This window comes from Oceanobacillus jordanicus (assembly GCF_022095695.1).
In the GTDB taxonomy this organism is placed as follows: Bacteria; Bacillota; Bacilli; order Bacillales; family Amphibacillaceae; genus Oceanobacillus_B; species Oceanobacillus_B jordanicus.
In genome coordinates, this window is sequence record NZ_JAIFZM010000002.1 from 1 (window position 1) to 24,319 (window position 24,319).

At 41.2% G+C, this 24,319-nt stretch carries 24 protein-coding genes; 23 read left to right on the top strand and 1 reads right to left on the bottom strand.

The window, feature by feature from the left end; translation table 11 throughout:
• Positions 1 to 659: IS110 family transposase (locus K3T81_RS02125; RefSeq protein ID WP_476703937.1), on the bottom strand; the 659-nt coding region annotated here is incomplete at its 3' end.
• A gap of 341 nt (positions 660 to 1,000) precedes the next feature.
• Between K3T81_RS02125 and K3T81_RS02130 the strand changes: the two genes are divergently transcribed.
• The 23 genes from K3T81_RS02130 (at position 1,001) to K3T81_RS02240 (ending at position 23,766) form a co-directional block, all read left to right on the top strand.
• Complete coding sequence (locus K3T81_RS02130) at positions 1,001 to 3,178, top strand: S8 family serine peptidase (protein ID WP_238017961.1); 2,178 nt, start codon at positions 1,001 to 1,003, stop codon at positions 3,176 to 3,178.
• A gap of 143 nt (positions 3,179 to 3,321) precedes the next feature.
• Positions 3,322 to 3,498 carry a hypothetical protein gene (locus K3T81_RS02135; protein WP_238017963.1) on the top strand — a complete coding sequence of 59 codons (177 nt, stop codon included), beginning with the start codon at positions 3,322 to 3,324 and terminating at the stop codon, positions 3,496 to 3,498.
• A 367-nt stretch (positions 3,499 to 3,865) separates the two neighbouring features.
• On the top strand, positions 3,866 to 4,234 hold the full coding sequence (locus K3T81_RS02140; RefSeq protein WP_161464121.1) for an ATP synthase subunit I: 369 nt from the start codon (positions 3,866 to 3,868) through the stop codon (positions 4,232 to 4,234).
• 23 nt (positions 4,235 to 4,257) lie between these two features.
• Positions 4,258 to 4,980, top strand: coding sequence for a F0F1 ATP synthase subunit A (atpB, locus tag K3T81_RS02145; RefSeq protein ID WP_106898581.1), 723 nt, complete (start codon positions 4,258 to 4,260; stop codon positions 4,978 to 4,980).
• A gap of 90 nt (positions 4,981 to 5,070) precedes the next feature.
• Positions 5,071 to 5,277, top strand: a complete 207-nt coding sequence (atpE, locus tag K3T81_RS02150; RefSeq protein ID WP_019378207.1) for a F0F1 ATP synthase subunit C — start codon at positions 5,071 to 5,073, stop codon at positions 5,275 to 5,277.
• A gap of 127 nt (positions 5,278 to 5,404) precedes the next feature.
• Entirely contained in the window at positions 5,405 to 5,932 is a 528-nt protein-coding gene (atpF, locus tag K3T81_RS02155) for a F0F1 ATP synthase subunit B (RefSeq protein WP_036578480.1), read from the top strand.
• On the top strand, positions 5,929 to 6,474 hold the full coding sequence (locus K3T81_RS02160) for a F0F1 ATP synthase subunit delta (protein WP_036578478.1): 546 nt from the start codon (positions 5,929 to 5,931) through the stop codon (positions 6,472 to 6,474). The genes atpF and K3T81_RS02160 overlap by 4 nt, the downstream gene beginning before the upstream one ends.
• An 18-nt stretch (positions 6,475 to 6,492) precedes the next feature.
• The gene (gene atpA, locus K3T81_RS02165) at positions 6,493 to 8,001 is read left to right on the top strand and encodes a F0F1 ATP synthase subunit alpha (protein ID WP_106898027.1); all 1,509 of its coding nucleotides are present in this window, start codon (positions 6,493 to 6,495) and stop codon (positions 7,999 to 8,001) included.
• A 130-nt stretch (positions 8,002 to 8,131) separates the two neighbouring features.
• Positions 8,132 to 8,989 (top strand): ATP synthase F1 subunit gamma, encoded by an 858-nt coding sequence (gene atpG / locus K3T81_RS02170; protein WP_036578475.1) that lies wholly within the window; start codon positions 8,132 to 8,134, stop codon positions 8,987 to 8,989.
• Between the two features lie 97 nt (positions 8,990 to 9,086).
• Complete coding sequence (gene atpD / locus K3T81_RS02175) at positions 9,087 to 10,496, top strand: F0F1 ATP synthase subunit beta (protein ID WP_106898026.1); 1,410 nt, start codon at positions 9,087 to 9,089, stop codon at positions 10,494 to 10,496.
• 79 nt (positions 10,497 to 10,575) lie between these two features.
• The gene (locus tag K3T81_RS02180) at positions 10,576 to 10,971 is read left to right on the top strand and encodes a F0F1 ATP synthase subunit epsilon (RefSeq protein WP_106898025.1); all 396 of its coding nucleotides are present in this window, start codon (positions 10,576 to 10,578) and stop codon (positions 10,969 to 10,971) included.
• 339 nt (positions 10,972 to 11,310) lie between these two features.
• Positions 11,311 to 11,541 carry a DUF1146 family protein gene (locus K3T81_RS02185; protein ID WP_106898024.1) on the top strand — a complete coding sequence of 77 codons (231 nt, stop codon included), beginning with the start codon at positions 11,311 to 11,313 and terminating at the stop codon, positions 11,539 to 11,541.
• Between the two features lie 118 nt (positions 11,542 to 11,659).
• Positions 11,660 to 12,367 (top strand): YwmB family TATA-box binding protein, encoded by a 708-nt coding sequence (locus K3T81_RS02190; RefSeq protein WP_106898023.1) that lies wholly within the window; start codon positions 11,660 to 11,662, stop codon positions 12,365 to 12,367.
• Between the two features lie 34 nt (positions 12,368 to 12,401).
• Positions 12,402 to 13,730 (top strand): UDP-N-acetylglucosamine 1-carboxyvinyltransferase, encoded by a 1,329-nt coding sequence (murA, locus tag K3T81_RS02195; RefSeq protein ID WP_238017965.1) that lies wholly within the window; start codon positions 12,402 to 12,404, stop codon positions 13,728 to 13,730.
• 342 nt (positions 13,731 to 14,072) lie between these two features.
• Complete coding sequence (locus tag K3T81_RS02200) at positions 14,073 to 14,897, top strand: M55 family metallopeptidase (protein WP_238017967.1); 825 nt, start codon at positions 14,073 to 14,075, stop codon at positions 14,895 to 14,897.
• Between the two features lie 15 nt (positions 14,898 to 14,912).
• A complete protein-coding gene (locus K3T81_RS02205; RefSeq protein ID WP_036578466.1) occupies positions 14,913 to 15,845 on the top strand; it encodes an ABC transporter permease in 933 nt (310 codons plus the stop codon).
• Position 15,846: 1 nt separating this feature from the next.
• Entirely contained in the window at positions 15,847 to 16,794 is a 948-nt protein-coding gene (locus K3T81_RS02210) for an ABC transporter permease (RefSeq protein ID WP_238017970.1), read from the top strand.
• A gap of 8 nt (positions 16,795 to 16,802) precedes the next feature.
• On the top strand, positions 16,803 to 17,804 hold the full coding sequence (locus K3T81_RS02215) for an ABC transporter ATP-binding protein (protein ID WP_036578463.1): 1,002 nt from the start codon (positions 16,803 to 16,805) through the stop codon (positions 17,802 to 17,804).
• A gap of 19 nt (positions 17,805 to 17,823) precedes the next feature.
• Positions 17,824 to 19,473, top strand: a complete 1,650-nt coding sequence (locus K3T81_RS02220) for a peptide ABC transporter substrate-binding protein (protein ID WP_238017972.1) — start codon at positions 17,824 to 17,826, stop codon at positions 19,471 to 19,473.
• A gap of 236 nt (positions 19,474 to 19,709) precedes the next feature.
• Positions 19,710 to 20,675, top strand: a complete 966-nt coding sequence (locus K3T81_RS02225; RefSeq protein WP_238017974.1) for a S66 peptidase family protein — start codon at positions 19,710 to 19,712, stop codon at positions 20,673 to 20,675.
• Positions 20,672 to 21,781 (top strand): mandelate racemase/muconate lactonizing enzyme family protein, encoded by a 1,110-nt coding sequence (locus tag K3T81_RS02230; RefSeq protein ID WP_238017976.1) that lies wholly within the window; start codon positions 20,672 to 20,674, stop codon positions 21,779 to 21,781. Before K3T81_RS02225 ends, K3T81_RS02230 begins: the two co-directional genes overlap by 4 nt.
• A gap of 20 nt (positions 21,782 to 21,801) precedes the next feature.
• Positions 21,802 to 22,755 (top strand): C40 family peptidase, encoded by a 954-nt coding sequence (locus K3T81_RS02235; protein ID WP_238017977.1) that lies wholly within the window; start codon positions 21,802 to 21,804, stop codon positions 22,753 to 22,755.
• 3 nt (positions 22,756 to 22,758) lie between these two features.
• On the top strand, positions 22,759 to 23,766 hold the full coding sequence (locus tag K3T81_RS02240; RefSeq protein WP_238017979.1) for an ABC transporter ATP-binding protein: 1,008 nt from the start codon (positions 22,759 to 22,761) through the stop codon (positions 23,764 to 23,766).
• Positions 23,767 to 24,319: the final 553 nt, after the last annotated feature.

The window sequence follows — 24,319 nt, forward strand, 5'->3', positions numbered from 1 at the left end:
ATTTTAGTTGCTTTTTCATGGGCTCTACGCTCTCCATATGAATTCTTACTCGCATTATTTAGAAACTTAGCCAATGTTTCTGTATCAATAGCCTGAATATCTTCAGGCATAGGATAATGCTTAAGCAATTCTGAAGAAGATGTGCCAAAAACTTCTGAAAACATATCTTCATATTCTGGGAAGACTTGGTCCAAAAGAGCTATAATCTTGCGCTTAATATCTGAACTTTGGTCAACGAGAGAGTAACGTAGCCTTTCTAATTGTTTTAATTGAAGTAAATCCTCTTCTAAAAAAGGCGTGGCATCAGGCATATCGATACGTATAACCTGTGCGATAAGAAAAGCATCTCGTGCGTCTGTTTTCGTCTTACGAATGAAGAAGTTCCGTAAAGCGTCCGATCTTAAGGGGTTAAATGCTGTTACTTTAAAACCAAGTTGGTTTAGGTATGTGAATATAGAAAGCCAGTAATGCCCTGTGGCTTCTAACCCAATAACACAATTTTCTATGGTAAGTTGATGGTTGTTTATAAACGTTAATAGTTTCTCACTACCACGTTTAGAGTTAGCGAAGCGTAGACTTTTACCGATAGGTTTACCATTATTGTCAATAAGACCAGCTTCGTGCTCCTTTTTACCAATATCAATACCTAGATAATGCACACTAACACCGCCTGTATGAAAAATTAACCAGATAGGGGAATCCTCCACTTCTTTATAGATAATCATGCTCGTTAGATATTCGACAACACGTGCCATCCAGCTAATTCGAGTATTCTATAAAGGGGAGGTGTCAAACTTTCCGACGAAGATTATACTTCAAGCGCAGCTACCGACACCCTCCACCTGATTACCCCCATCATACTATCTAAGTGGGGATCCTTAAATAAGGTTACCTATATCATACGAGCGTAGTTTTTTTCGGAGTGTGTTTACTTTCCAATGTTGTATATACATAAATTTCCCTTTCTTTTCAAAAACTAATCTGAAAGGAGAGGTTGGGAATGCGGTATATTTTATCCATTATAAGTATTATTGTTTTATTGCTACCATATCCACAAACGATCGTGGCAGAGAAAGATGATACACAGTCGCTAATCATTGAGGTTACTGGAGATCCGCAAGTACATAAGGAATATATTGAAGCACACCACCCATATGTCGAGGTGGTTGCTTCTTATGAAATGTTATTTAAGGGATTAGCTATCAGAGGAACCCCAACAAGACTTGCCAAAATGGAAGCACTCCCCTTTGTAAAAGCTATTCACTCGGTGCAACAGTACCAATCTGATAAGACAAAGAAGAGCTCACTAAAGGCAGACGCCTTGCCAAAGGACGCTGTTTATCCAGAAGTTTTCAATAACACACGCTACACAGGAAAAGGGATAAAGGTTGGGGTAATAGATACTGGTATAGATTATAACCATCCTGATTTACAAGCGAATTTTGTAAAAGGATATGACTTGGTAGACCTTGATGATGATCCCATGGAAACGCAAGCTAACCAGGGCATCCCTACACTACATGGAACTCATGTGGCAGGAATTATTGCCGCAGATGGGGAATTAAAAGGAGTCGCTCCTGACGCCGAAATTTATGCTTATCGAGCTCTTGGACCTGGAGGAAGTGGTACATCGGTACAAGTAATAGCGGCAATGGAACAGGCAGTAAAAGACGGCGTCGATGTGATGAATCTTTCATTAGGTAACAATGTGAATGGACCGGATTATCCGACAAGTCTTGCTGTAAACAGGGCAGCAGCATTAGGAGTGGCTGTCGTCATCGCCAATGGAAATAACGGTCCAGCCGATTGGACTGTTGGTTCACCTGCCACCGCATCGAAGGCTATCTCCGTTGGGGCCACAAGTCCTGCCAAACAGAATCCCTATCTTTATGCGAGGTGGGAAGACAGAGAGATTGGACTAACGTCTATGGTAGGATCCGTACCATGGAATTTGGACACATTTTATAAAATAGCTGTAGAGGGAGAAGAACTGTCCAGAAAAATTGTTGTCTTACAACGCGGGGAAATTCCTTTTTATGACATGGCAAAACAGGCAGAAAAAGACGGAGCGATTGCTGTACTCATTGCAAACAGTGAGGAGGGGACTTTCCAGGGTTCTATAGACAAGGCGGATGCCCCAATTACCATTCCGGTAGCCTCTATTTCCAAGGAAGACGGACAGTGGCTACAACAAATGGCTGAAGAAAGCACTTTGCAGCTGGAAACCCAGTATAAAGAGCTACCTGCTTCGGTTGCAGACTTTAGTTCACGTGGTCCTGTCACAATTAATTGGGACATTAAACCTGATGTACTTGCTCCAGGAACCAATATCATGAGCTCCGTTCCAGGTGGCTACCAAGCTCTGCAAGGTACGAGTATGGCAGCACCTCATGTAGCGGGAGCGATTGCTTTAATGAAAGAAGCACATCCAGATTGGTCAAATGACCAGATTATTGGTGCTTTAAAGACGACCGCTTGGAAAATGCAGCAGGATGATAAAGCTGTAGCTCCCATTATGCAGGGATCAGGTGTGATGGACCCGGACGCGGCAATCAACGCAACCACGATAATCAATGACCCTGCGTTAGCCTATGGAAAATTTACAACGTATAGGGAAGAAAAATCAAAACAGCTATTTATCACAAACCAATCTGATGAAACAAAAAGCTACACGTTTACTATTCCGAAGAAGCAAGGGGGCATACAATGGAGTTTGCCACAAAGATTCGTACTGAAGCCAGGTGAGGAAAAAGCGGTCCCGGTACAGCTGGCAATTACTTCTAAACAATTAGAAGAAGGTGTGCATCAAGGTTGGTTAACGGTAGATGAAGGAGACAATCGCTATCTTCTTCCTTATTTATTCATAAACCAAACAGCGGATAATCCAAAAGCAATGGGATTTGAATTTGCTTTACAGCCGTTTTCAGAAGAGGGTTACATTTATAAACTATACCTCGCCGAAAATGCGGAAAGCGCAAAGGTGGATTTGTACGATCCGGATAGCTTAATGTTTGAAAGAACCCTTTTGGAATTAGACGAAGTTAAAACTGGAGAAAATGAAGGACAGTTAACCAAGAAGCAATTGGGAGCTCCGGGAGAATACATGGCGCTTATTACGGTTCGCTTGGATGATGGCTCCACGGAAAGCTATCAGACAGACTTAATCATTAGAAATTAAACGGTGAAAGGAGAATTCCTTTCATCGTTCACAAAAATGTCACTTAATAGTCACAGAATTTCCTATATAATGGAGGGGAAGCTTTATGGAAAACGTAACCCTTATACTTTATTCCGTAAAGAATTCCACAGCATGAGGAAGCCATGAATGCTTACCGAAGAAGAAGAGGCAGGAAAAATTTTGTCATAACTTGGCGAATGTTCCATAACCTGCTATTGGAAATGCTGTTTTCCGAATACAGCATTCACCAATCGGCTAGTGAAGAAGATTTTCCACCTTCACAGCCTGAAAGAGAAATTATTCTCCTGTTTTCTCCTTAAATAAGGACCTCTGGAGAGAACAGAAATCTATCAAAAATATCTACAGAAATTGGATGTCATTTTAAGGATAAACATCCGTAAAACCGATTGACAATAGGGGTGGGCTATTGTACACTTGCTAAGTGTAGAATGGTAGGGGTTTCATAGGTTTGCAATACTTATATTTTTGCATAACAAAATGTACATAGCCTGCCGTTTAAAGCCTATAATCTTGCACTAGATGAAATACACGTTTTTACTTCAGTTAAATGATTGTGAAAAAATCACAGCACAGGACAATTATTGGCGACAAAGGTTCTTAAAGGGAGGACCTTTTACCTGAAAAACTAACTGTATAATTGGAAAACTTACGAGAGAAGAGGGAACTATGTCGCAATATGGGAAAATGAGTATACGTCAACGAAAGTACATGTTCTATCTTCTAGCGTTATGGGTGCTTGGAGCAGGGTTTACGCCGTATTCTCGTGTTTTCTTGGGGCTACTTCTAGGTACAGTTGTAAGTTTTTATAACCTCTATTTGTTGCAAAAGAAAATAGATGACTTTACCGAAGCGGTAGCTAAAAAGCAAACTGCAAGAGGTTTAGGCACTGTTTCCCGATTTGCAGGAGCAGCGTTAGCCATTATTGTCGCTCTTCGTTATGAAGATATTTTTCACGTCATTGCCGTACTAATTGGATTAATGACATCCTATTTCGTCATTATGATAGATTTTGCTGTGTACAAGAAGAAGGAGTAATGTTTGAAAGAGGGGTGAGTAAGGTGGATCATGGAGCACCAATAATTGAGAATTTATTTGGTATATCCTGGTTAAGTGTTAATCTATCAAATATCTTGATGATGTTTATCACATCAGTCATTGTATTTGTACTTTGTGTCCTTGGTGCAAGAAGACTGCAAATGAAGCCAACGGGGGCACAAAACGCCATGGAATGGGTGCTTGACTTTGTGAAAGGGATTATCAATGACACGATGGATTGGAAGACTGGAAAACTATTTCTTCCGCTAGGGTTAACCCTGTTTACATATATCCTTGTCGGAAATATGCTTGGGGTTATGACGAACGGAGTAGTTGGACATGATCTTTGGTGGAAATCACCAACAGCTGATCCGGGAATTACATTGACATTATCAGCAATGGTCATTGTACTAACTCATTTCTATGGAATAAAGCTACGTGGAGGAAAAGAATATGTGAAAGACTATTTCCGACCAATGTGGCCGCTTTTCCCGATTAAGATTGTAGAAGAGTTTTCCAATACGCTAACACTCGGTTTGCGTTTGTTTGGTAACTTGTATGCAGGGGAAGTATTGTTAGCTTTACTAGTAGGTTTGACAACGTCAAGTTGGCTTGGATTCCTTGGGGGAGCAATTCCGTTTCTCGCATGGCAAGGATTCAGTATATTTATTGGCGGGATTCAGGCATTTATCTTCACAATGCTGACAATGGTTTACATGTCGCACAAGGTTAGTGAAGAGCATTAATTTGGTAATTAGCCAGTTTTAGTAGACCATCTACTGGATCTGGAGATTATGTAAAAAACTTATATAACAATTTTGAGGAGGATTTATATTATGGGAGCTTTAGCAGCTGCAATCGCAGTAGGATTAGGCGCATTAGGCGCTGGTGTTGGTAACGGATTAATCGTGAGTCGTACAGTTGAGGGGATTGCTCGTCAGCCAGAACTTAAAGGTCAACTTCAAACAACTATGTTTATCGGGGTAGGTTTGGTTGAGGCGATGCCGATTATCGCAGTAGTTATTGCACTAATGGTAATGTAACGAAAGATTGACAATAAACGGCGAAGATCATCTTCCATAGACCCTTCGCCTTGTTTGTGCCCGAACATGAAATAAACGTGTTTAGTAAATTATATATTCACTAATACAAGTGAAAGGAGTGAATCCTGTGCAAGCATTCACTGAATATTCCGTGATTAATGCAGCGCTTGGTGGTTTTCATGTTGTAGATATGATCACACAACTATTCTTCTTTCTTATCCTGCTTATTCTAGTAAGGAAATTTGCCTGGGGCCCTGTAATGGACATGATGCAAAAACGTGAAGATTACGTTGCTGGGGAAATTGAAGCTGCTGAAAAAAGTCGGGAAGAAGCAGAAAAAGCATCAAATGAAGCTGTTGAGCAATTAAAACAAACAAAGCAAGAAGCACAAAAGATTGTTGAAGACGCGAAAAACGCTGGAGTAAGACAAGAACAGGATATCATCGCTGCTGCCCGTGCCGAAGCAGACAGAATAAAGCATGCTGCACAAGCAGATATCCAGAACGAAAAAGAAAAAGCCCTTCAGGCTTTACAAGATAAAGTGGCATCCTTATCTGTATTAATTGCAAGCAAAGTAATCGAAAAAGAAATTAGTACTCAGGATCAGGAGAAACTGATTAATGACTACATTAAAGAGGTAGGAGAAGAGCTATGAGTGAAGCAGTAGCAGCCAAGCGATATGCCGATGCTCTTTTTCAACTTGCGAATGAAAAAACTGTGGTAGAACAATTCGTTGAAGAGTTCCGCACAGTCAAGGAAGTATTCCAACGTAATAAAGATCTTTATACATTCCTAAAGCATCCTCGTGTTCATAATGCGAAGAAGAAACAATTTCTTGATGAAGTGTTTCAAGGTCTACATAAAGATGTCGTAAATACATTAAAGCTTCTAGTAGAACGACATCGAGTTGAGATCATTCCATCCATTATTGATCATTTTATCCATTTAGTAAATGATGCAAAAGGAATTGCAGAAGCTACAGTATACTCTGTTCGTGAATTATCGGATTTAGAACGCAGTGAGCTTGAAGTTTCGTTCGCTAAACGCTTTAATCGATCCGCCATTCAACTTCATAATGTTGTGGATCCTTCCTTAATCGGTGGAATCAAAATCCGTATGGGGAACACGATATATGATGGCTCTATTAGTGGGAAGCTAAGAAGAATTGAACGGAATATTGTAACTGCAAACAAATGATGACAGGGGTGAAATGGTATGAGCATAAAAGCTGAAGAAATCAGTAATTTGATTAAACAGCAAATCGAAAATTTCGATTCAGATATTGAAGTAAGTGATGTCGGTACAGTTATTGAAATCGGTGACGGAATCGCACGTGCTCACGGACTGGACAACGTAATGGCCGGGGAGCTTCTTGAATTTTCAAACGGTGTTATGGGAATGGCGCAAAACCTGGAAGAAAGTAACGTAGGTATCGTAATCCTTGGACCATATACAGAAATTAAAGAAGGCGATGAAGTTCGCCGTACCGGTAGAATTATGCAAGTGCCGGTTGGAGAAGAATTAGTAGGCCGTGTGGTGAACCCTCTCGGGCAACCAATCGATGGTAGAGGAGCAATTGAAACATCTAAAACACGTCCAATCGAAGGCGCTGCTCCTGGTGTAATGGACCGTAAATCAGTTGATGAACCTTTGCAAACAGGGATTAAAGCAATTGATGCCCTTGTTCCAATTGGTAGAGGACAACGTGAGCTTATCATCGGAGACCGTCAAACAGGTAAAACAACAGTTGCGGTTGATGCGATCTTGAACCAGGCAGACCAAGATATGATTTGTATCTATGTTGCAATCGGTCAAAAAGAGTCCACAGTAAGAGGGACAGTAGAAACTTTCCGTCGCTATGGCGCTCTTGACTACACAATCGTTGTGTCCGCTGGTGCGTCAGATCCTGCTCCATTGTTATATCTTGCTCCATATGCAGGAGTGGCAATGGGTGAAGAATTTATGTATAACGGAAAGCACGTATTAGTTGTTTATGATGACCTTTCTAAACAGGCATCTGCATACCGTGAACTTTCCTTATTATTACGCCGTCCGCCAGGCCGTGAAGCTTTCCCTGGTGATGTATTCTACTTACACTCTCGTTTACTTGAACGTGCAGCAAAGTTAAATGATTCACTAGGTGGTGGCTCATTAACTGCATTGCCATTCGTAGAAACACAAGCAGGTGATATTTCTGCTTACATTCCTACAAACGTTATCTCGATAACAGATGGCCAAATTTTCCTACAATCCGATTTGTTCTTCTCAGGTGTCCGCCCGGCAATCAATGCTGGTCTTTCCGTATCTCGTGTAGGGGGATCCGCCCAAATTAAGGCGATGAAAAAGGTAGCAGGAACACTGCGTCTTGATCTTGCTTCATTCCGTGAACTAGAAGCATTCTCACAATTTGGATCAGATTTAGACAAAGCAACACAGGCTAAACTTAATCGTGGAGCAAGAACAGTTGAAGTATTGAAGCAGGGCTTACATAAGCCGTTGGTTGTAGAGAAGCAGGTTATGATTATCTATGCACTAACGAAAGGCTTCCTGGATGATATTGCAGTGGAAGATATCACACGCTTCGAGGATGAGCTCCATGTATGGCTTGATCAAAATGGCAAGGAATTGCTTACATCAATCCGTGAAACAGGGAACTTACCAGAAGCAGAAGATATGAACAATGCAATTAATCAATTTAAAAAGACATTTCTACCTACAGAGTAGTTAAATGGAATACAGTAATTTTTAAATAACGAACAGATGTAGCACAGGCAGTGTTTGGAGAAGGAAGTATGATCACGCTTTTTTCCTCCTACCTGTGTCTATCTCTGTTATGAAAGGGTGGTGAAAGAGCTTGGCATCACTTAGAGATATAAAAGGTAGAATTGATTCCACCAAAAAGACAAAGCAAATTACCAAAGCAATGGAAATGGTATCTGCCTCTAAAATGAGTAAGGCAGAACTTAATGCGAAGTCATTTGTTCCTTATGGTGAAAAGATACAAGAAGTGGTGAAAAGCATTGCGGCAAATAACCCAGACGCATCGCATCCTATGTTGGAAAAGCGCGAAGTCAAGAAAACGGGATATTTTGTTATCACCTCGGATAGAGGACTTGCTGGTGCCTACAACAGTAGTGTATTAAGGAATCTGTATCAAACAATTCAAAAAAACCATCAGTCCACAGATGAATACACAGTTATCGCCGTAGGGCGTATGGGGTACGATTTTTGTAGAAAAAGAGGTATACCTGTAGCGAAGAGCATTCTTGGCATAGCAGACCAACCTAATTTTTCAGAAATTAAAGAACTTGCTTCAGAAACAGTGCAAATGTACATTGATGGGGAAATTGATGAACTGAACATATTCTATAACCATTACGTAAGTGCTATCTCTCAACAGGTAACAACTACGAAGTTGCTACCAATTACGGATTTGAAAGCAACCGGCTCAACAAGTGAGTACGAGTATGAACCAAATCAAGAGCAGATCTTGAACGTGCTTTTACCACAATATGCAGAAGCCCTAATTTACGGCGCTCTGCTTGATGGGAAGGCAAGTGAGCATGCTGCACGTATGACAGCAATGAGAAGTGCTACAGATAATGCCGATGAGCTAATTGGTGATCTGACATTATCTTATAACCGTGCACGTCAGGCAGCAATCACACAAGAAATCACAGAAATTATTGGTGGCGTAGCAGCACTTGAATAGATAGCCAATAAGAAATATATCGCAAAAAGGTACCCGGATTTCAGCTTTGTAATGGAAATCAAACAGGGTTCTTTCAAGTAAGATAGGAGGGAAATCGATGAGCAAAGGACACGTTACTCAAGTAATGGGACCAGTCGTTGACGTAAAATTCGAAGACGGACAGCTTCCAGCTATTTATAACGCGTTAACAGTGAAATCAGAGGCGGAAGGCGACATTCAAGCGATCGACCTAACATTGGAAGTTGCACTTCATCTCGGTGATAAAAGTGTCCGTACTATCGCCATGTCATCTACAGATGGTGTGAAGCGTGGTATGGAAGTAGAGAACCTAGAAAGACCAATTTCTGTCCCTGTAGGGGAAGCAACTCTTGGTCGTGTATTTAATGTCCTTGGTGAAAATATTGATCTTGATGAGCCTTTGGCTAATGACATTAAGCTTAATCCGATTCACCGTGAGGCGCCAAAGTTTGAAAATCTTTCAACACAAACAGAAATTCTAGAAACAGGAATTAAAGTTGTAGATTTACTTGCTCCATATATTAAGGGTGGTAAAATCGGTTTGTTTGGTGGAGCCGGTGTTGGTAAGACAGTACTTATCCAGGAGCTTATTAATAATATTGCGCAGGAGCATGGTGGACTATCTGTATTCGCAGGAGTTGGAGAGCGTACCCGTGAGGGGAATGACCTTTATTTTGAAATGAAGGACTCAGGCGTTATTGCTAAAACAGCAATGGTCTTCGGACAAATGAACGAGCCACCTGGTGCACGTATGCGTGTAGCACTTACAGGATTAACAATGGCTGAATATTTCCGTGATGAACAAGGTGCAGACGTACTATTCTTCGTGGATAATATCTACCGTTTCACACAGGCAGGTTCTGAGGTATCAGCCCTACTTGGCCGTATGCCATCAGCGGTTGGTTACCAACCAACACTTGCGACTGAAATGGGACAGCTTCAGGAGCGTATTACTTCTACTGATAAAGGTTCCGTAACATCTATCCAAGCAATCTATGTACCTGCGGATGACTATACAGATCCGGCACCAGCTACGACGTTTGCTCACTTAGACGCTACAACCAACCTTGATCGTAAATTATCTGAACAAGGTATTTATCCTGCGGTAGATCCGCTTGCATCAACTTCTCGAGCTCTTGACCCTGAGGTTGTAGGGGATGAGCATTATGAAGTAGCACGTGAAGTTCAGCGTACACTTCAACGTTACAAGGAATTACAGGATATTATTGCCATTCTTGGTATGGATGAACTAGGCGATGAAGATAAACTTGTCGTTTCCCGTGCCCGTCGTGTGCAATTCTTCTTGTCCCAAAACTTCCACGTTGCGGAACAGTTTACAGGACAAAAAGGTTCCTACGTACCAGTTGCAGAAACGGTAAAAGGATTTAAAGAAATTCTAGATGGAAAATATGACGACCTTCCAGAGGACGCATTCCGTTTAGTTGGGCGCATTGAAGAAGTAGTTGAAAAAGCACAAGGCATGCAATAAAGACATAGGCAAGGAAGAGGAGAAGCCATTAAAATATGGTTATCGTACGTACTCCTTGTCGGTTTAAGGAGGGGTTACATTGAGAACACTAACTGTGAGTGTTGTTACTCCTGATGGTCCAGTACTGGAAGATAACTTTGAAATGGTTAGCTGTAAAGCAGAAACTGGCGAGCTTGGAATTCTACCAGGCCATATTCCACTCGTCGCCCCATTATCAATTGGCGCTGTACGATTGAAGCGTGACAATGGGATAGAGAGGCTTTCTATTAACGGTGGCTTTATGGAGGTAAGACCTGATAAAGTAACCATACTTGCTCAATCTGCTGAATTGCCTGCAGATATCGACATAGAACGAGCAAAAGAAGCGAAATCTCGTGCAGAAGGCCGATTACAGTCTAAGCAGGACGATGTTGACTTCCAACGGGCAGAATTAGCACTCAAAAGAGCATTAAATCGCTTGGACGTTGGTCAATAAGCATATTAAAATAAAGATCCCTCGCGACATATAAGTTGTGAGGGATTTTAACTTTGTAAAATGCTAGGTTTGTATAGAATTTCAGCTAAGAAGCAATCAAAGCGTAGTTAAATTTGAAGTTTAAAGTGTAAGAAGAACATACACATTGCTGACGAAGGCGAGTTTTTCAGGCAAGCGCCTGTCGTCAGTGACAGCAGTTCACAGTTCTTCTACTCTTAACTGGAAATCGTCTCCGCGATCCTGTAAGATTGTCTTGTGCTTTATTATGTCGTATTTCCCGGGAAATTGCCGGAAATAAATTGATGGTAGGGAACCAAATAGCTATATAAGGTGGTATATATGTTTTCAATAGGACAGTTGGCAATATTTAGTATGATATCTCATTTAATATTCATTTATTTGACTTGGAGAGTAGTTCAGGCGATAAACTTTGACCCGCTAATTAGAAAAGGAAGAGCAGCAGAAGCGAGAGTACTATTGCTGCTTGTAACCATTGTAGTTGGGGCTGGAGTCAGTCGGTTCTTTCTTGAAATTCTTCAATGGTCAAGCGACCTGATCTACCTGTTCTAAGCAGGATGACAGTATAGAAGACTAGTAATCTTGTATATTGTCGTAAATTGTACTGTATGTTAGTAGATTCCCCTGTACATACTATAGATACTATAGTTTGAATACGGGGGTTTTTTTTATGAGGAAAACAGCACTAATTCTATTATTTATTTTACTATTAACAACAAAGACAGTTACCGTGGCCGAGTACAACGATGCATTACTTGATATAGCCGATTATACAGAAACTATCAAATTACCTATAGATGACTGGAGCGTAACAGTCCGGGAACAGATTTCAGAAGAAGATGCTAGTGAAATGATGACAAAAATGAAAAAAGAGGGTTTACAAGCAACAAAAAAGGAAACAGAAAATAGTACAAACTATTCACTTGCTGACACGCAGAATTCTAGCAAGTTAAACGTATATTATAATGTAATTGTGCATAGTGGCAAAGCAGAACTCATCGCAGTAATAGAAGGCAGGGATTGGTCTGAAACCGTGAAGGAATTGTACGTGAAGAAGATAACGAAAGTAAAGAATAAATATTTCACGAATATGGCACAAACATTCGCTTGTCTAACTGTTATAGATGATGCTATAATTGGTAGTGATTATTTTTTCAAAGATTTAACAAAAACATTTAACATTCAACAAGAAACAGTACAATTCGACAACAACGAAAATTTATCGCATAATTTTATTTTCTACGGGTATACACCACTATGGACCCAGAAAATTAGTCTAGAAAACGCAACAATGAACATACAAGTAGCTGTTACAGAGAATGCAGAAGGACATCTTACTTACACGATAGGAACACCTATCCTAATAAATGAATATTAATATTATGAAATTGGATCTGAAGGAGATTTGAAATATGGAAAAAATCATCGTAAGAGGCGGACACCAATTGAACGGCACCGTTAAAGTGGAAGGTGCGAAGAACGCCGTATTACCTGTTCTAGCCGCAAGCCTTATTGCAAGCGAAGGGAAAAGTGTTATTACAGAAGTCCCTGAACTAGCTGATGTATATACTATAAACCAAGTATTAAGCAATATGAATGCTGAAGTACACTTTGATAATAATACTGTAACAGTAGATGCTTCAAAAAGATTAAAGACGGAAGCACCATTTGAATACGTAAGAAAAATGCGTGCATCTGTACTCGTGCTTGGACCATTGCTAGCACGTTATGGCCATGCAAATGTAGCAATGCCAGGTGGCTGTGCTATTGGATCACGTCCAATTGATCTTCATTTAAAGGGCTTCGAGGCAATGGGAGCAGAAGTACATGTAGGAAATGGTTTTGTAGAAGCGCATGTAAATGGGCGTCTTAAAGGTGCTAAAATTTACCTCGATATGCCAAGTGTTGGTGCCACAGAAAATATCATGATGGCAGCTGCTCTTGCTGATGGAAAGACCATTCTTGAAAACTGTGCAAAAGAACCAGAAATCGTAGACTTAGCTAACTACCTGAATAAAATGGGCGCGAAAATAGTAGGTGCAGGAACAGAAACGATCCGCATTGAAGGCGTGGAAAAATTGTATGGTACGGAACACGCAATCATTCCTGACAGAGTAGAAGCTGGTACGTTTATGGTTGCAGCAGCTATCACTGGAGGTAACGTTCTAATTGAAAATGCTGAAAGTGAACATTTACGTTCTGTTATCTCAAAACTTCAGGAAATGGAAGTAACTGTAAAAGAAGAGAACGGCGGCCTTCGGGTAATTGGACCGAAGTCACTGAAAGCAACGGATATTAAAACATTGCCACATCCAGGCTTCCCAACGGATATGCAATCCCAAATGATGTCACTCATGTTATGCGCAGAAGGTACAAGTGTTATTACGGAAACGGTTTTTGAAAACCGCTTTATGCATGTAGAAGAATTCCGTCGTATGAATGCAAAAATGAAAATTGAAGGGCGCAGTGTATTTATTGAAGGCCCAAGTGACCTGCAAGGAGCCGAAGTAGCTGCTACAGACCTTCGTGCTGCTGCTGCTCTGATCTTAGCTGGATTACGCGCAGACGGTTATACAAGGATTACGGAATTAAAGCATCTTGATCGTGGCTATGTAAACTTTGCTGGAAAACTTGCTTCACTTGGTGCTGATATTGATCGAGTAGACGAAAATGGTGATTCAGTTGAAGCCTTTGCACAGGAAGACTTTCAAGAAGATGGCTATGTAGCTAAACTTTCTTAATAGTGCTCAACCCCTCATATAATCAAATACTAGATCCAAAAACGTAAAGCAGAGGAACCTATTCTTCTGCTTTTTTTGTGTACCTGCAAGAAATTTTTATATCTAATATTCAGTATATTCGGCATTTTAAATCACAGGCTATTTATTACTAAATGCTGGGTAAGTGTGTGTTTTTTTATATGCTCAAATTAGCTATTAGGTGCCTGCCCTTTTTCTTATAGAACAAACTACTAATTGTTGCATTAAGACCAATCTTGTCACAATTCCGTCTTTAAATTTTATTAATTGTATGTTAAAATTGAAAGAAAATTACTAACAATACAAAAAGAAGGGGCAGACAGCATGAAGTTATATTTATCGGTAGATATGGAAGGAATTACTGGTCTACCTGATTATACATATGTTGATTCCAGTAAGCATAACTATGAGCGCGCTAGAAAGATCATGACCGATGAAACAAATTATGTCATAGAATCAGCGTTCCAACAGGGATGCACAGAGGTTGTGGTTAATGACAGCCATTCTAAAATGAATAACTTATTAATTGAAGCTCTTCACCCAGAAGCCTATTTGATCACCGGAGAAGTAAAACCTTATTCCATGATGCAAGGGCTTGACGATTCCTTTGATGGTGCCATGTTTATTGGTTACCATGCCAGAGCAGGGCAATTTGGTGTCATGTCACATGCAATGATTCATGCCGTTCGGAACTTCTTTATTAATGACCATGTGATCGGAGAAATGGGATTGAATGCCTATTTAGCAGGCTACTATAATGTTCCATTACTAATGGTTGCTGGAGATGATCAGGCGGCAAAAGAAGCTGAAGAACTCGTTGAAGGTATTACCACTGCCGCAGTGAAGACATCGATTTCTCGTTCTTCGGTTAAAAGTCTTTCGCCGAAAAAGGCAGGGGAACTCTTAACAAAACAAGTAAAAACAGCACTACAGAATAGGCAGAAAATACAGCCGCTCGTTCCACCAGATCGTCCGGTACTTCGGATAGAGTTTACGAACTTTGGACAGGCGGAATGGGCTAACCTGATGCCAGGTACCGAAATAGAGCCAGGGACGACCATTGTGCGTTATGAGGCTAAGGATATCAAGGAAGCATACCAGGCAATGCTTGTTATGACTGAGCTGGCCATGAATACAACATTTTCCTAGAGGGGGCAGGCGCTAATGTTGAAATACATAGCAAAACGATTACTGATTATGGCTGTTACACTCTGGGTCATTGTTACGCTTACCTTTATTCTTATGGTCACGATCCCAGGTTCGCCACTAAACAGTGAACGGAATACAAATGAAACGGTACAAGCAAATTTAGAAGCGCATTATAATCTTGACGAGCCTTACTATGTCCAATATTTTTTATACATAAAATCCATTGTAACCTTTGATTTTGGACCATCGATTAAACAACCGAACCAAACGGTAAATGAATTGCTTGGAAGAGGATTCCCTATATCGTTTGAACTTGGGATTATTACGATTGTGGTAGCTTTACTTTCCGGTATTATTCTTGGAATTCTTGCGGCTTTACGACATAACGGTATCATTGATTATCTGGCAATTAGTTTAGCAGTGCTCGGTATTTCAATTCCAAACTTCGTGCTTGCCACATTACTAATCCAAAAACTGGCCGTTGATTGGAACATTCTTCCTCCAGCTACCTGGTCAAGCCCAGCACATATGATATTACCTGTCATTGCACTAGCAACAGGGCCAATGGCAATTATAGCTCGTCTCACGCGTTCCACTATGCTAGAGGTACTTACACAGGATTATATTAAAATGGCAAGAGCAAAAGGGCTTTCGCCATGGAAAATTGTCTTAAAGCATGCGTTGAGAAACGCCTTAATGCCTGTGGTAACCATTATGGGGACATTGCTTGCAGGTATTTTAACTGGAACGTTTGTCATCGAAAAAATATTCGCTATTCCTGGCATGGGGCGGTATTTTGTGGAAAGTATAAACCAGCGGGATTATCCAGTTATTATGGGAACAACTGTGTTTTATAGTGGCTTTTTAATATTTATGCTCTTTCTAGTAGATATCATATACGGTATTTTAGATCCTAGAATTAAGCTGCACAAGAAGGGGGGAGCATAACATGGAACCAAACAAAATGGAGCAATCTCCTGGAACAATCCCTGATGAATGGTTCAAATGGAAGGGGAAAGATACCGACGCTGCTGAAACGGTTGCTCGTCCATCTTTGTCTTACTGGCAGGATGCGTGGCGGAGACTAGTAAAAAACAAATTGGCCATGGCCGGTTTGCTCTTCCTTATTTTACTTACACTTTTCGCAATATTTGGTCCAATTCTATCTCCATATGAGGTGAACAAGCAGGATTTGCCAAACCAATACCAGCCACCTTCATCTGATCACTGGTTTGGAACAGATAATGCAGGGCGGGACGTATTTACACGTACATGGTATGGAGCCCGCATTTCCTTGTTTGTTGGCTTAATGGCTGCTCTTATTGATCTATCGATTGGGATTATCTATGGGGGATTATCTGGATATAAAGGTGGCCGCACAGATAATATTATGATGCGTATTATTGAAGTGCTATATGGTCTGCCGTATTTACTAGTCGTAATCCTTTTGTTAGTAGTACTCGGTCCAAGTTTGACCACGATTATTATCGCATTAACTGTAACAGGCTGGGTTGGAATGGCTCGAATTGTGCGAGGGCAAGTGCTGCAAATTAAAAACTATGAATTTGTCCTCGCTTCCAAGTCGTTCGGCACCAAGACGCCTCGGATTATCCGGAAAAACCTGCTACCAAATACGATGGGGCCAATTATTGTCCAGATGACATTAACTGTTCCAAGTGCTATTTTCGCAGAAGCATTTCTGAGTTTTCTCGGCCTTGGTATACAAGCACCGTATGCGAGTTGGGGTGTAATGGCTAATGATTCGCTGGGAGCGATTTTATCTGGTAATTGGTGGACACTGTTCTTTCCAGCGTTTTTCATATCCTTTACCATGTTTGCATTTAATGTATTAGGTGATGGACTACAGGATGCCCTGGATCCAAAACTGAGGAAGTAGGTGACAAGATGGAAAAAATACTCGAGGTAAAGGATCTTCATGTAACCTTCCGTACATATGGTGGAACGGTAAAAGCAGTAAGAGGTGTTAATTTTCATTTAAATAAAGGAGAAACTTTAGCCATTGTAGGGGAATCAGGGTGTGGGAAAAGTGTAACCTCCAATGCAATTATGCGACTGATTCCGGATCCGCCTGGCAAAATATCTAATGGCTCGATTCGATTCAAAGAGAAAGAGATTACGAGATTGACAGAGAAACAGATGAGATCGATTAGAGGGGTAGACATCTCAATGATCTTCCAAGACCCTATGACCGCCTTAAACCCTACATTAACGATTGGCACGCAATTGGTGGAAGGACTACAGCAGCACCGAAAGATCTCTGCAAGTGAGGCAAAGGCCAAGGCACTTGATATGTTAGAACTTGTTGGGATTCCTAATGCAGTTGAACGTCTAAAGCAGTATCCCCATCAGTTTAGTGGGGGAATGCGTCAACGTATTGTGATTGCCATGGCCTTAATATGTGAACCAGAACTGTTAATAGCAGATGAGCCTACCACTGCTCTTGATGTAACCATTCAGGCGCAGATTTTGGAGCTTTTCGAGAAAATACAAGATGCAACCGGTGTTTCCATCATTTTAATTACACACGATTTAGGTGTTGTAGCAAAAATAGCCGATCGTGTAGCTGTGATGTATGCCGGAAAGATTATCGAGGTCGGGGATAAAAGAGAGATCTTCTACGAATCGCAGCATCCCTATACAAAGGGGCTGTTGAACTCAGTGCCACGACTTGACCTACAAGGCGAGAAACTGACGCCAATTGATGGAACACCACCTGATTTATTCTCGCCTCCTGAAGGATGTCCGTTTTCTGCAAGATGTCCATTCGCCATGGAGGTGTGTGATAAAGTTTACCCCGTAACAACAGTGCGATCCACTTCACACGAAGTAGATTGCTGGTTACAGGATGAAAGGGCAAAGCAGTTATTGGCTACTGCCGAAAAATAAGACAGAGGGGGCAATAAGGATGAGAAAGAAGTTACTTGTTTTACTGATGGCTGCTATGGCGATATTTGTTTTAGCAGCGTGTACTGCCAATGAGAATGCAGGCACAGAAACGGACGAAGGGGAAGAAAACACTGGAGAAGAAGGAAACACAGCTTCAGATGAAAAAGTCCTATACATGAATAACGGGACAGAACCAACTTCATTTGACCCTGCAGTAGGATTTGATGCCGTTTCTTGGAACCCATTAAATAACTTAATGGAAGGTCTAACGCGATTAGGTGAAGGGGATACACCAGAAGCTGCGATTGCGGAGAGCTGGGATCTATCTGATGATGGGAAAACCTATACCTTCCACTTACGTGAAGGTGCAAACTGGTCTAATGGCGACCCAGTTGTGGCAGAGGACTTTGTCTTTGCATGGGAACGTCTTTTAAACCCAGAGACTGGTTCAGCGGCAGCGTTTTTAGGTTACTTTATTGAAGGTGGAGAAGCGTACAACAGTGGAGAAGGATCCGCTGAAGATTTAGGAATTGAAGCAGTCGATGAGAAAACATTTGAAGTAACACTGGCAGCGCCAACTGGATACTTTCTACATGTAATATCTAATCCTGCCTTCTTCCCTGTAAATAAAGCCGTTGCAGAAGAAAATTCGGAATGGTTTGCTGAGGCTGATTCCTTTGTCTCAAACGGACCATTTGCCTTGGATTCATGGGAGCATGACAGTGAGATGGTATTCGTTAAAAATGATGAGTACTGGGATGCTGACACAGTAAAATTAGATAAAGTCCACTGGGCTATGGTAAATGACCCAAATACGGAATATCAAATGTTTGAATCAGGAGAACTTGATGTAACTGAAATTCCATCTGAGATGGCCGAACAATTAATTAATGAAGATAGTGTAGTAATTGAAGATCAAGCGGGTCTGTATTTCTACCGATTTAATGTAACGAAGGAACCTTTCCAAAATGCGAAAATCCGCAAAGCATTTGCTTTGGCTGTTAATCAACAGGATATCGTTGACTATGTAACGAAAAATGGTGAAGGAGCAGCAACAGCTTTCGTATCACCTGGATTCGAAAGTCCTGCTGGCAATGACTTCCGTGATGAAAATGGAGATTTAGTTGAATTTAATCCAGAAGAAGCAAAACAGCTGTTAGAAGAAGGAATGGAAGAGGAAGGCTATGACGAGCTTCCTGAAGTTACACTATCTTATAGTACTAGCGAATCACATAAAGCCATTGCGGAGACACTGCAAAGCGCATTTACAGACAATCTTGGCATTGATGTCGTACTAGAAAATACAGAAGCTAGTGTATTTTTAGATGACCAGAAAGCATTGAACCACCAGCTTTCTAGAAGTTCATTTATCTTTGACTACGGCGATCCAGTTAACTTCTTGGAAAGCTTTATCACAGATTCTTCTATGAACCGAACTGGCTGGTCGAATGAAGAATATGATGAGTTAATTGCCAATGCGAAAACAGAAACAGATGAAGAAAAACGTTGGGGATATATGTATGAAGCTGAAAAGCTCCTAGCTGAAGAAATGCCAATCTTTCCAATCCATTACTATAACCAGGTGCATATGTACCATGATGCCGTATCAGGTGTCGTACGTCACCCAGTAGGTTACGTAGAACTGAAATGGGTAGATAAAAGCGAATAATATAAGTGAAACAAGATAAGGAAAGTCTCACTAGACTTTGAGCGCTAAAAGCTAGGCGATGCTGTTCCTAAATGGGCGTCATCAAGGCCCATAGTTATTTTATTAATAAAGAGTTAGCTCCTTTACATTCTACTAGTAAAGGAGCTAATTTCTACATACATAGTTGTTAGGGCAATCATTTTATTTGATTGGAGTGAAGTTGCACTCCTTATAGCAAGTAGATATTTACATAAATCATGAAAATAAAAGAGAGTGGGGTTACCATGATTCGTCCAGAAAAGCTGCAAAAAGGAGATCATATTGGAATCATCGCTCCGGCAGGGCCAATAGACATAGAAAAGCTAAAAGCAGCTGTTCCCTTTCTAGAACAGCTAGGGCTCCATGTTGTTTTTGGCAAGCATGTCCAGAAAACAAATGGCTACCTTGCTGGAACCGATCAGGAAAGATTGGATGACCTCCATGACATGTTTGCCAATCCTAGTATTAAAGCAATTCTTTGTGCACGTGGCGGATATGGAACAGGTAGGTTTGCCACGAAACTAGATTATGAGCTTATAAAGAATAACCCTAAAATTTTTTGGGGGTATAGTGATATTACGTACTTACATACTGCCATACGGCAAAAAACAGGTCTTGTAACCTTCCATGGCCCAATGGCCACATCCGATATTGCTAAAGACGATTTCGATGAACTAACCGCATCTCGTTTTAATCAACTGTTTGACCCGGAAGCTTTCACGTACACGGAGCATATATCACCCTTACATGTTATCTCGCCTGGTGAAGCAGAAGGGGAACTTGTTGGCGGAAACCTTTCGTTAATAGTCAGTACACTGGGTACCCCATTCGAAATGGATACAAAAGGAAAAATTGTCCTTTTCGAAGACATTGGGGAAGAGCCATACAAAGTGGACGGGATGCTGAACCAGCTGCATGTATCGGGAAAGCTTGCAGATGCTGCTGGGTTCGTTATTGGTGATTTTGCAAATGCTGCATCGACACTTGATTCCAGTCTTACACTAACTGAGGTTTTGAATGACTATTTTCTTGCACTAAATAAACCTGTGCTTTCAGGCTTTAAAATAGGTCATTGCTTCCCACATGTTGCTGTGCCACTTGGTGTGAAGGCAAGGCTCTCCAGTAATGAGAAAACACTTAAGGTAGACCCAGGTGTTGCGAAGGAGTTGGAGGAGATTTTATGAACATTAAAAGTATAGAAACCTTTCGAGCGGCTATACCGCTACATACGCCATTTAAAACAGCACTACGCACGGTTACCGTTGCAGAAACAATTTTGGTGAAAATAACGTGTGGCAATGGGGTTACAGGTTGGGGAGAAGCTCCGCCAACCCATGTTATTACGGGTGATAGCCTGGCAGGAGTCGAATTTGCAATTAATGGAGTCGTGAAGCCAATTATTATCGGAGCTTCGCTGGACCAACGAGAACAAATATTTGAAATGATAGGAAAGGGTCTTATCGGTAATTATAGTGCCAAATCGGCTGTTGACATGGCTTTGTATGACTGTCTAGCACAGCAAGCAGGCATGACACTATCTTCTTTTCTCGGTGGATACAAACAAAGCATGGAAACCGATTATACGGTGAGTGTTAACACACCAGAAGAGATGGCACATGACGCAAAGCTTTATGTCGAAGATGGTTTTTCGATATTAAAGGTGAAAGTAGGCAAGGACCTAATTGAAACCGATATAAAAAGGATCCAGGCAATTCGTAAACAAACTGGCCCCAATGTGAAAATCCGTTTGGATGCAAATCAAGGCTGGAAAGCGAAAGAGGCAGTCCGCGCTATTCAAAAGATGGAAGATCTCGGTCTTGATATCGAGTTAGTAGAACAACCCGTTAAAGCGAGTGATTTAGAGGGATTGCGACATGTGACCAGCCATACCGACACGTTAATTATGGCTGACGAAAGTGTCTTTACCGCAATAGATGCAAAAAAGGTACTGGAGACAGGAGCTGCAGACCTCATCAATATTAAGCTAATGAAGGCCGGGGGCATACACGAGGCTATAAAAATAGCAAAGCTAGCTGCTATTTACAATGTGGAATGTATGGTTGGCAGTATGATAGAGACAAAGATAGGAATTACAGCTGCTGCCCACTTTGCAGCAAGTCAGCCTAATATAACGAGATATGACTTTGACGCCCCGTTAATGCTTACAGGTGATATCCTCCAAGGAGGAATTGAGTACGATCAGTCCACCATTAACCTGGGAAGTGATCCAGGCCTTGGCATAATAGGGATTAATGAAAAGTTTATTCAATCAAAAAACACAGTGAGATAAAGGTAGAAAGGAGCAAAATCATGGTTAAACAATCGTTTGATCAATTTTCCGATTCATTATACGTAACGGCAGTACAGGTTGCTACCGTGTGGACTTCTCCCGACTCGGCTCGCGATATCGATAGGTTGGGGGTAAAAGTACCGGCTGATGTAAAGCAATGGATTAATGAACTAACCTATGAACAAAATTTAGCATTATGCGATGAAAATAGGGTGCAAAGTCAATTACTATATGGACAGCCAGTGATTATAACCGATACAAAAGGAGATTGGGCACATGTTGTGATCCCCGATCAGCCCTCGAAGAAAGATGAGCGCGGTTATCCTGGCTGGGTTCCGAGGGCGCAATTACTAGAGGTTGATAAAGAAGACTGGCAATCTGAGTTTACAGCAGTTGTAATCAGAAAGAAGGCTTGGTTAGAAACGGAAGCGGGTCAAAGGGAAACAGAGCTTAGTTACCTTACAGTGCTACCAGTAGTAGAGGTCGGAGATACCCGGGTTGAAGTGAAAACACCATATGGGAATCGTTTCTTACAATCTAATGAGGTTACTGTCTTTCCGTCAGCTAAAGGATTAGAAAAGGGGAATGGCAAGTCAATCGTGGAAGCAGTGGAAGCCTATACGGGACTCGACTACTTCTGGGGTGGAATGAGTGCGTACGGCTATGATTGCTCGGGACTCGCCTATGCTGCCCATAAAGCGAATGGTTACCAGATTGCCAGAGATGCTGGCGATCAAGCTAAAGCCGGGGTAGACGTACCATTCAATGCATTAAAGCCAGGTGATTTGCTGTTCTTTGCCTATGAGGAAGGAAAAGGGCGGTTGCATCATGTTGGCATTTATTACGGTGATGGTAAGATGCTCCACTCACCACAGACAGGAAAGGGAATCGAAATTATTGAGCTGGCTGGTACTATTTATGAAAAAGAGCTTTGTGCTGCAAAACGTTATTGGCTCGATACAGAGGGGACATAGACTATGGACGAGAAACTACTAGAAGTCAACCAGTTAAAAAAGCATTTTGATGTAGGAAAAGGGAAGGTCCTCAAAGCAGTTAATGACGTATCCTTTTATGTCAACAAAGGAGAAACCTTTGGATTGGTAGGCGAGTCTGGCTGTGGGAAATCTACCATAGGTCGTACTATTCTGGGACTTTACGATAAAACAGAAGGTGATGTTATCTACGACGGATTAGATGTGCACAGCCTAACAGAGAAAGGAAAATTCAAAATTTATCGGAAGATGCAAATGATTTTCCAGGATCCATATGCATCTCTAAATCCGCGTTCTACTGTCCGGGAAGTAATAGCTGAACCAATGGAAGTACATGGTTTATTTAAAACCAAACGAGAGCAGTTGGAGCGGGTATATGAATTGCTAGAAGAAGTGGGATTAAACCGCGACCACGCCAATCGGTATCCCCATGAGTTTAGTGGTGGACAGCGTCAGCGGATTGGAATAGCAAGAGCACTTGCCTTAGAACCAGAGTTTATTATTGCTGACGAACCAATTTCTGCGCTTGATGTATCTGTACAAGCACAAGTTGTCAACTTATTAAAAGAGCTGCAAGTAGAGAAAGGCTTAACTTTTCTATTTATTGCGCATGACCTTTCGATGGTAAAGCAGATATCTGACAGAATCGGTGTGATGTATTTAGGTAATCTTGTGGAACTTACATCAAGTAAGGCTTTATACGACGAGCCATTACATCCATATACAAAAGCACTCCTTTCTGCCATCCCGATTCCTGATCCGGATATTGAGGAAAGCCGGGAGCGAATCATACTCGAGGGGGAGCTTCCTAGTCCAATTGATCCTCCAAGTGGTTGTGTTTTCCGTACAAGATGTCCTTTTGCAATGGAAGTGTGCGCAGAAGTTCAGCCTCCTTGGCAGGAAGTTGAACAAGACCATTACGTTGCCTGTCATCTATATAATAATGAAGTAGAAGACAAAACCCCGTTAAAGGAACCAGCCGTCCAACGCTAAGATGAACGTACGAAAAGGAACGGTTATAAAGTGAAACTTCACTCAGTAGGGGTTTTCGTTCTTCCCCCACTGAGTGTTAGTTGAACGAATCGGGGTGTTAACGTCCGTTTACTCCCACTCAAAACTACTGTTTTACTTCATGTTTTGAAGTGGGAGTCTTACGGACGGTTGCACCGGGGTAAAGAAGGAAAAGCCTACGTGAAAATGAACTGACCTAGTAATTTGAGAAAAGAAAAAGTACCTATGCTGGCTTTGACCTGAATTGAGAAAGGGAAAGGTAGCATAATTTTGAAAAAAGATCGTATGTATAAATGTAATAGAAGATATGTGAAGTGAGGTGGGTCTTGCCTGCTTTAGCCCTAACTTTACCCATCATAGTAAAAAACAACAGATGAAAGAAAAATTAGTACTTATTAATATTTTAAACCTACTAAAATTAAATAACTTTACTAAAATATACAGACATTTAAATTATTTACATTTTTCTGGTAAATGATATTATAAAAGTACATTAAATTTATATAGTGACATTCACCCTAGACTTCACATTTTT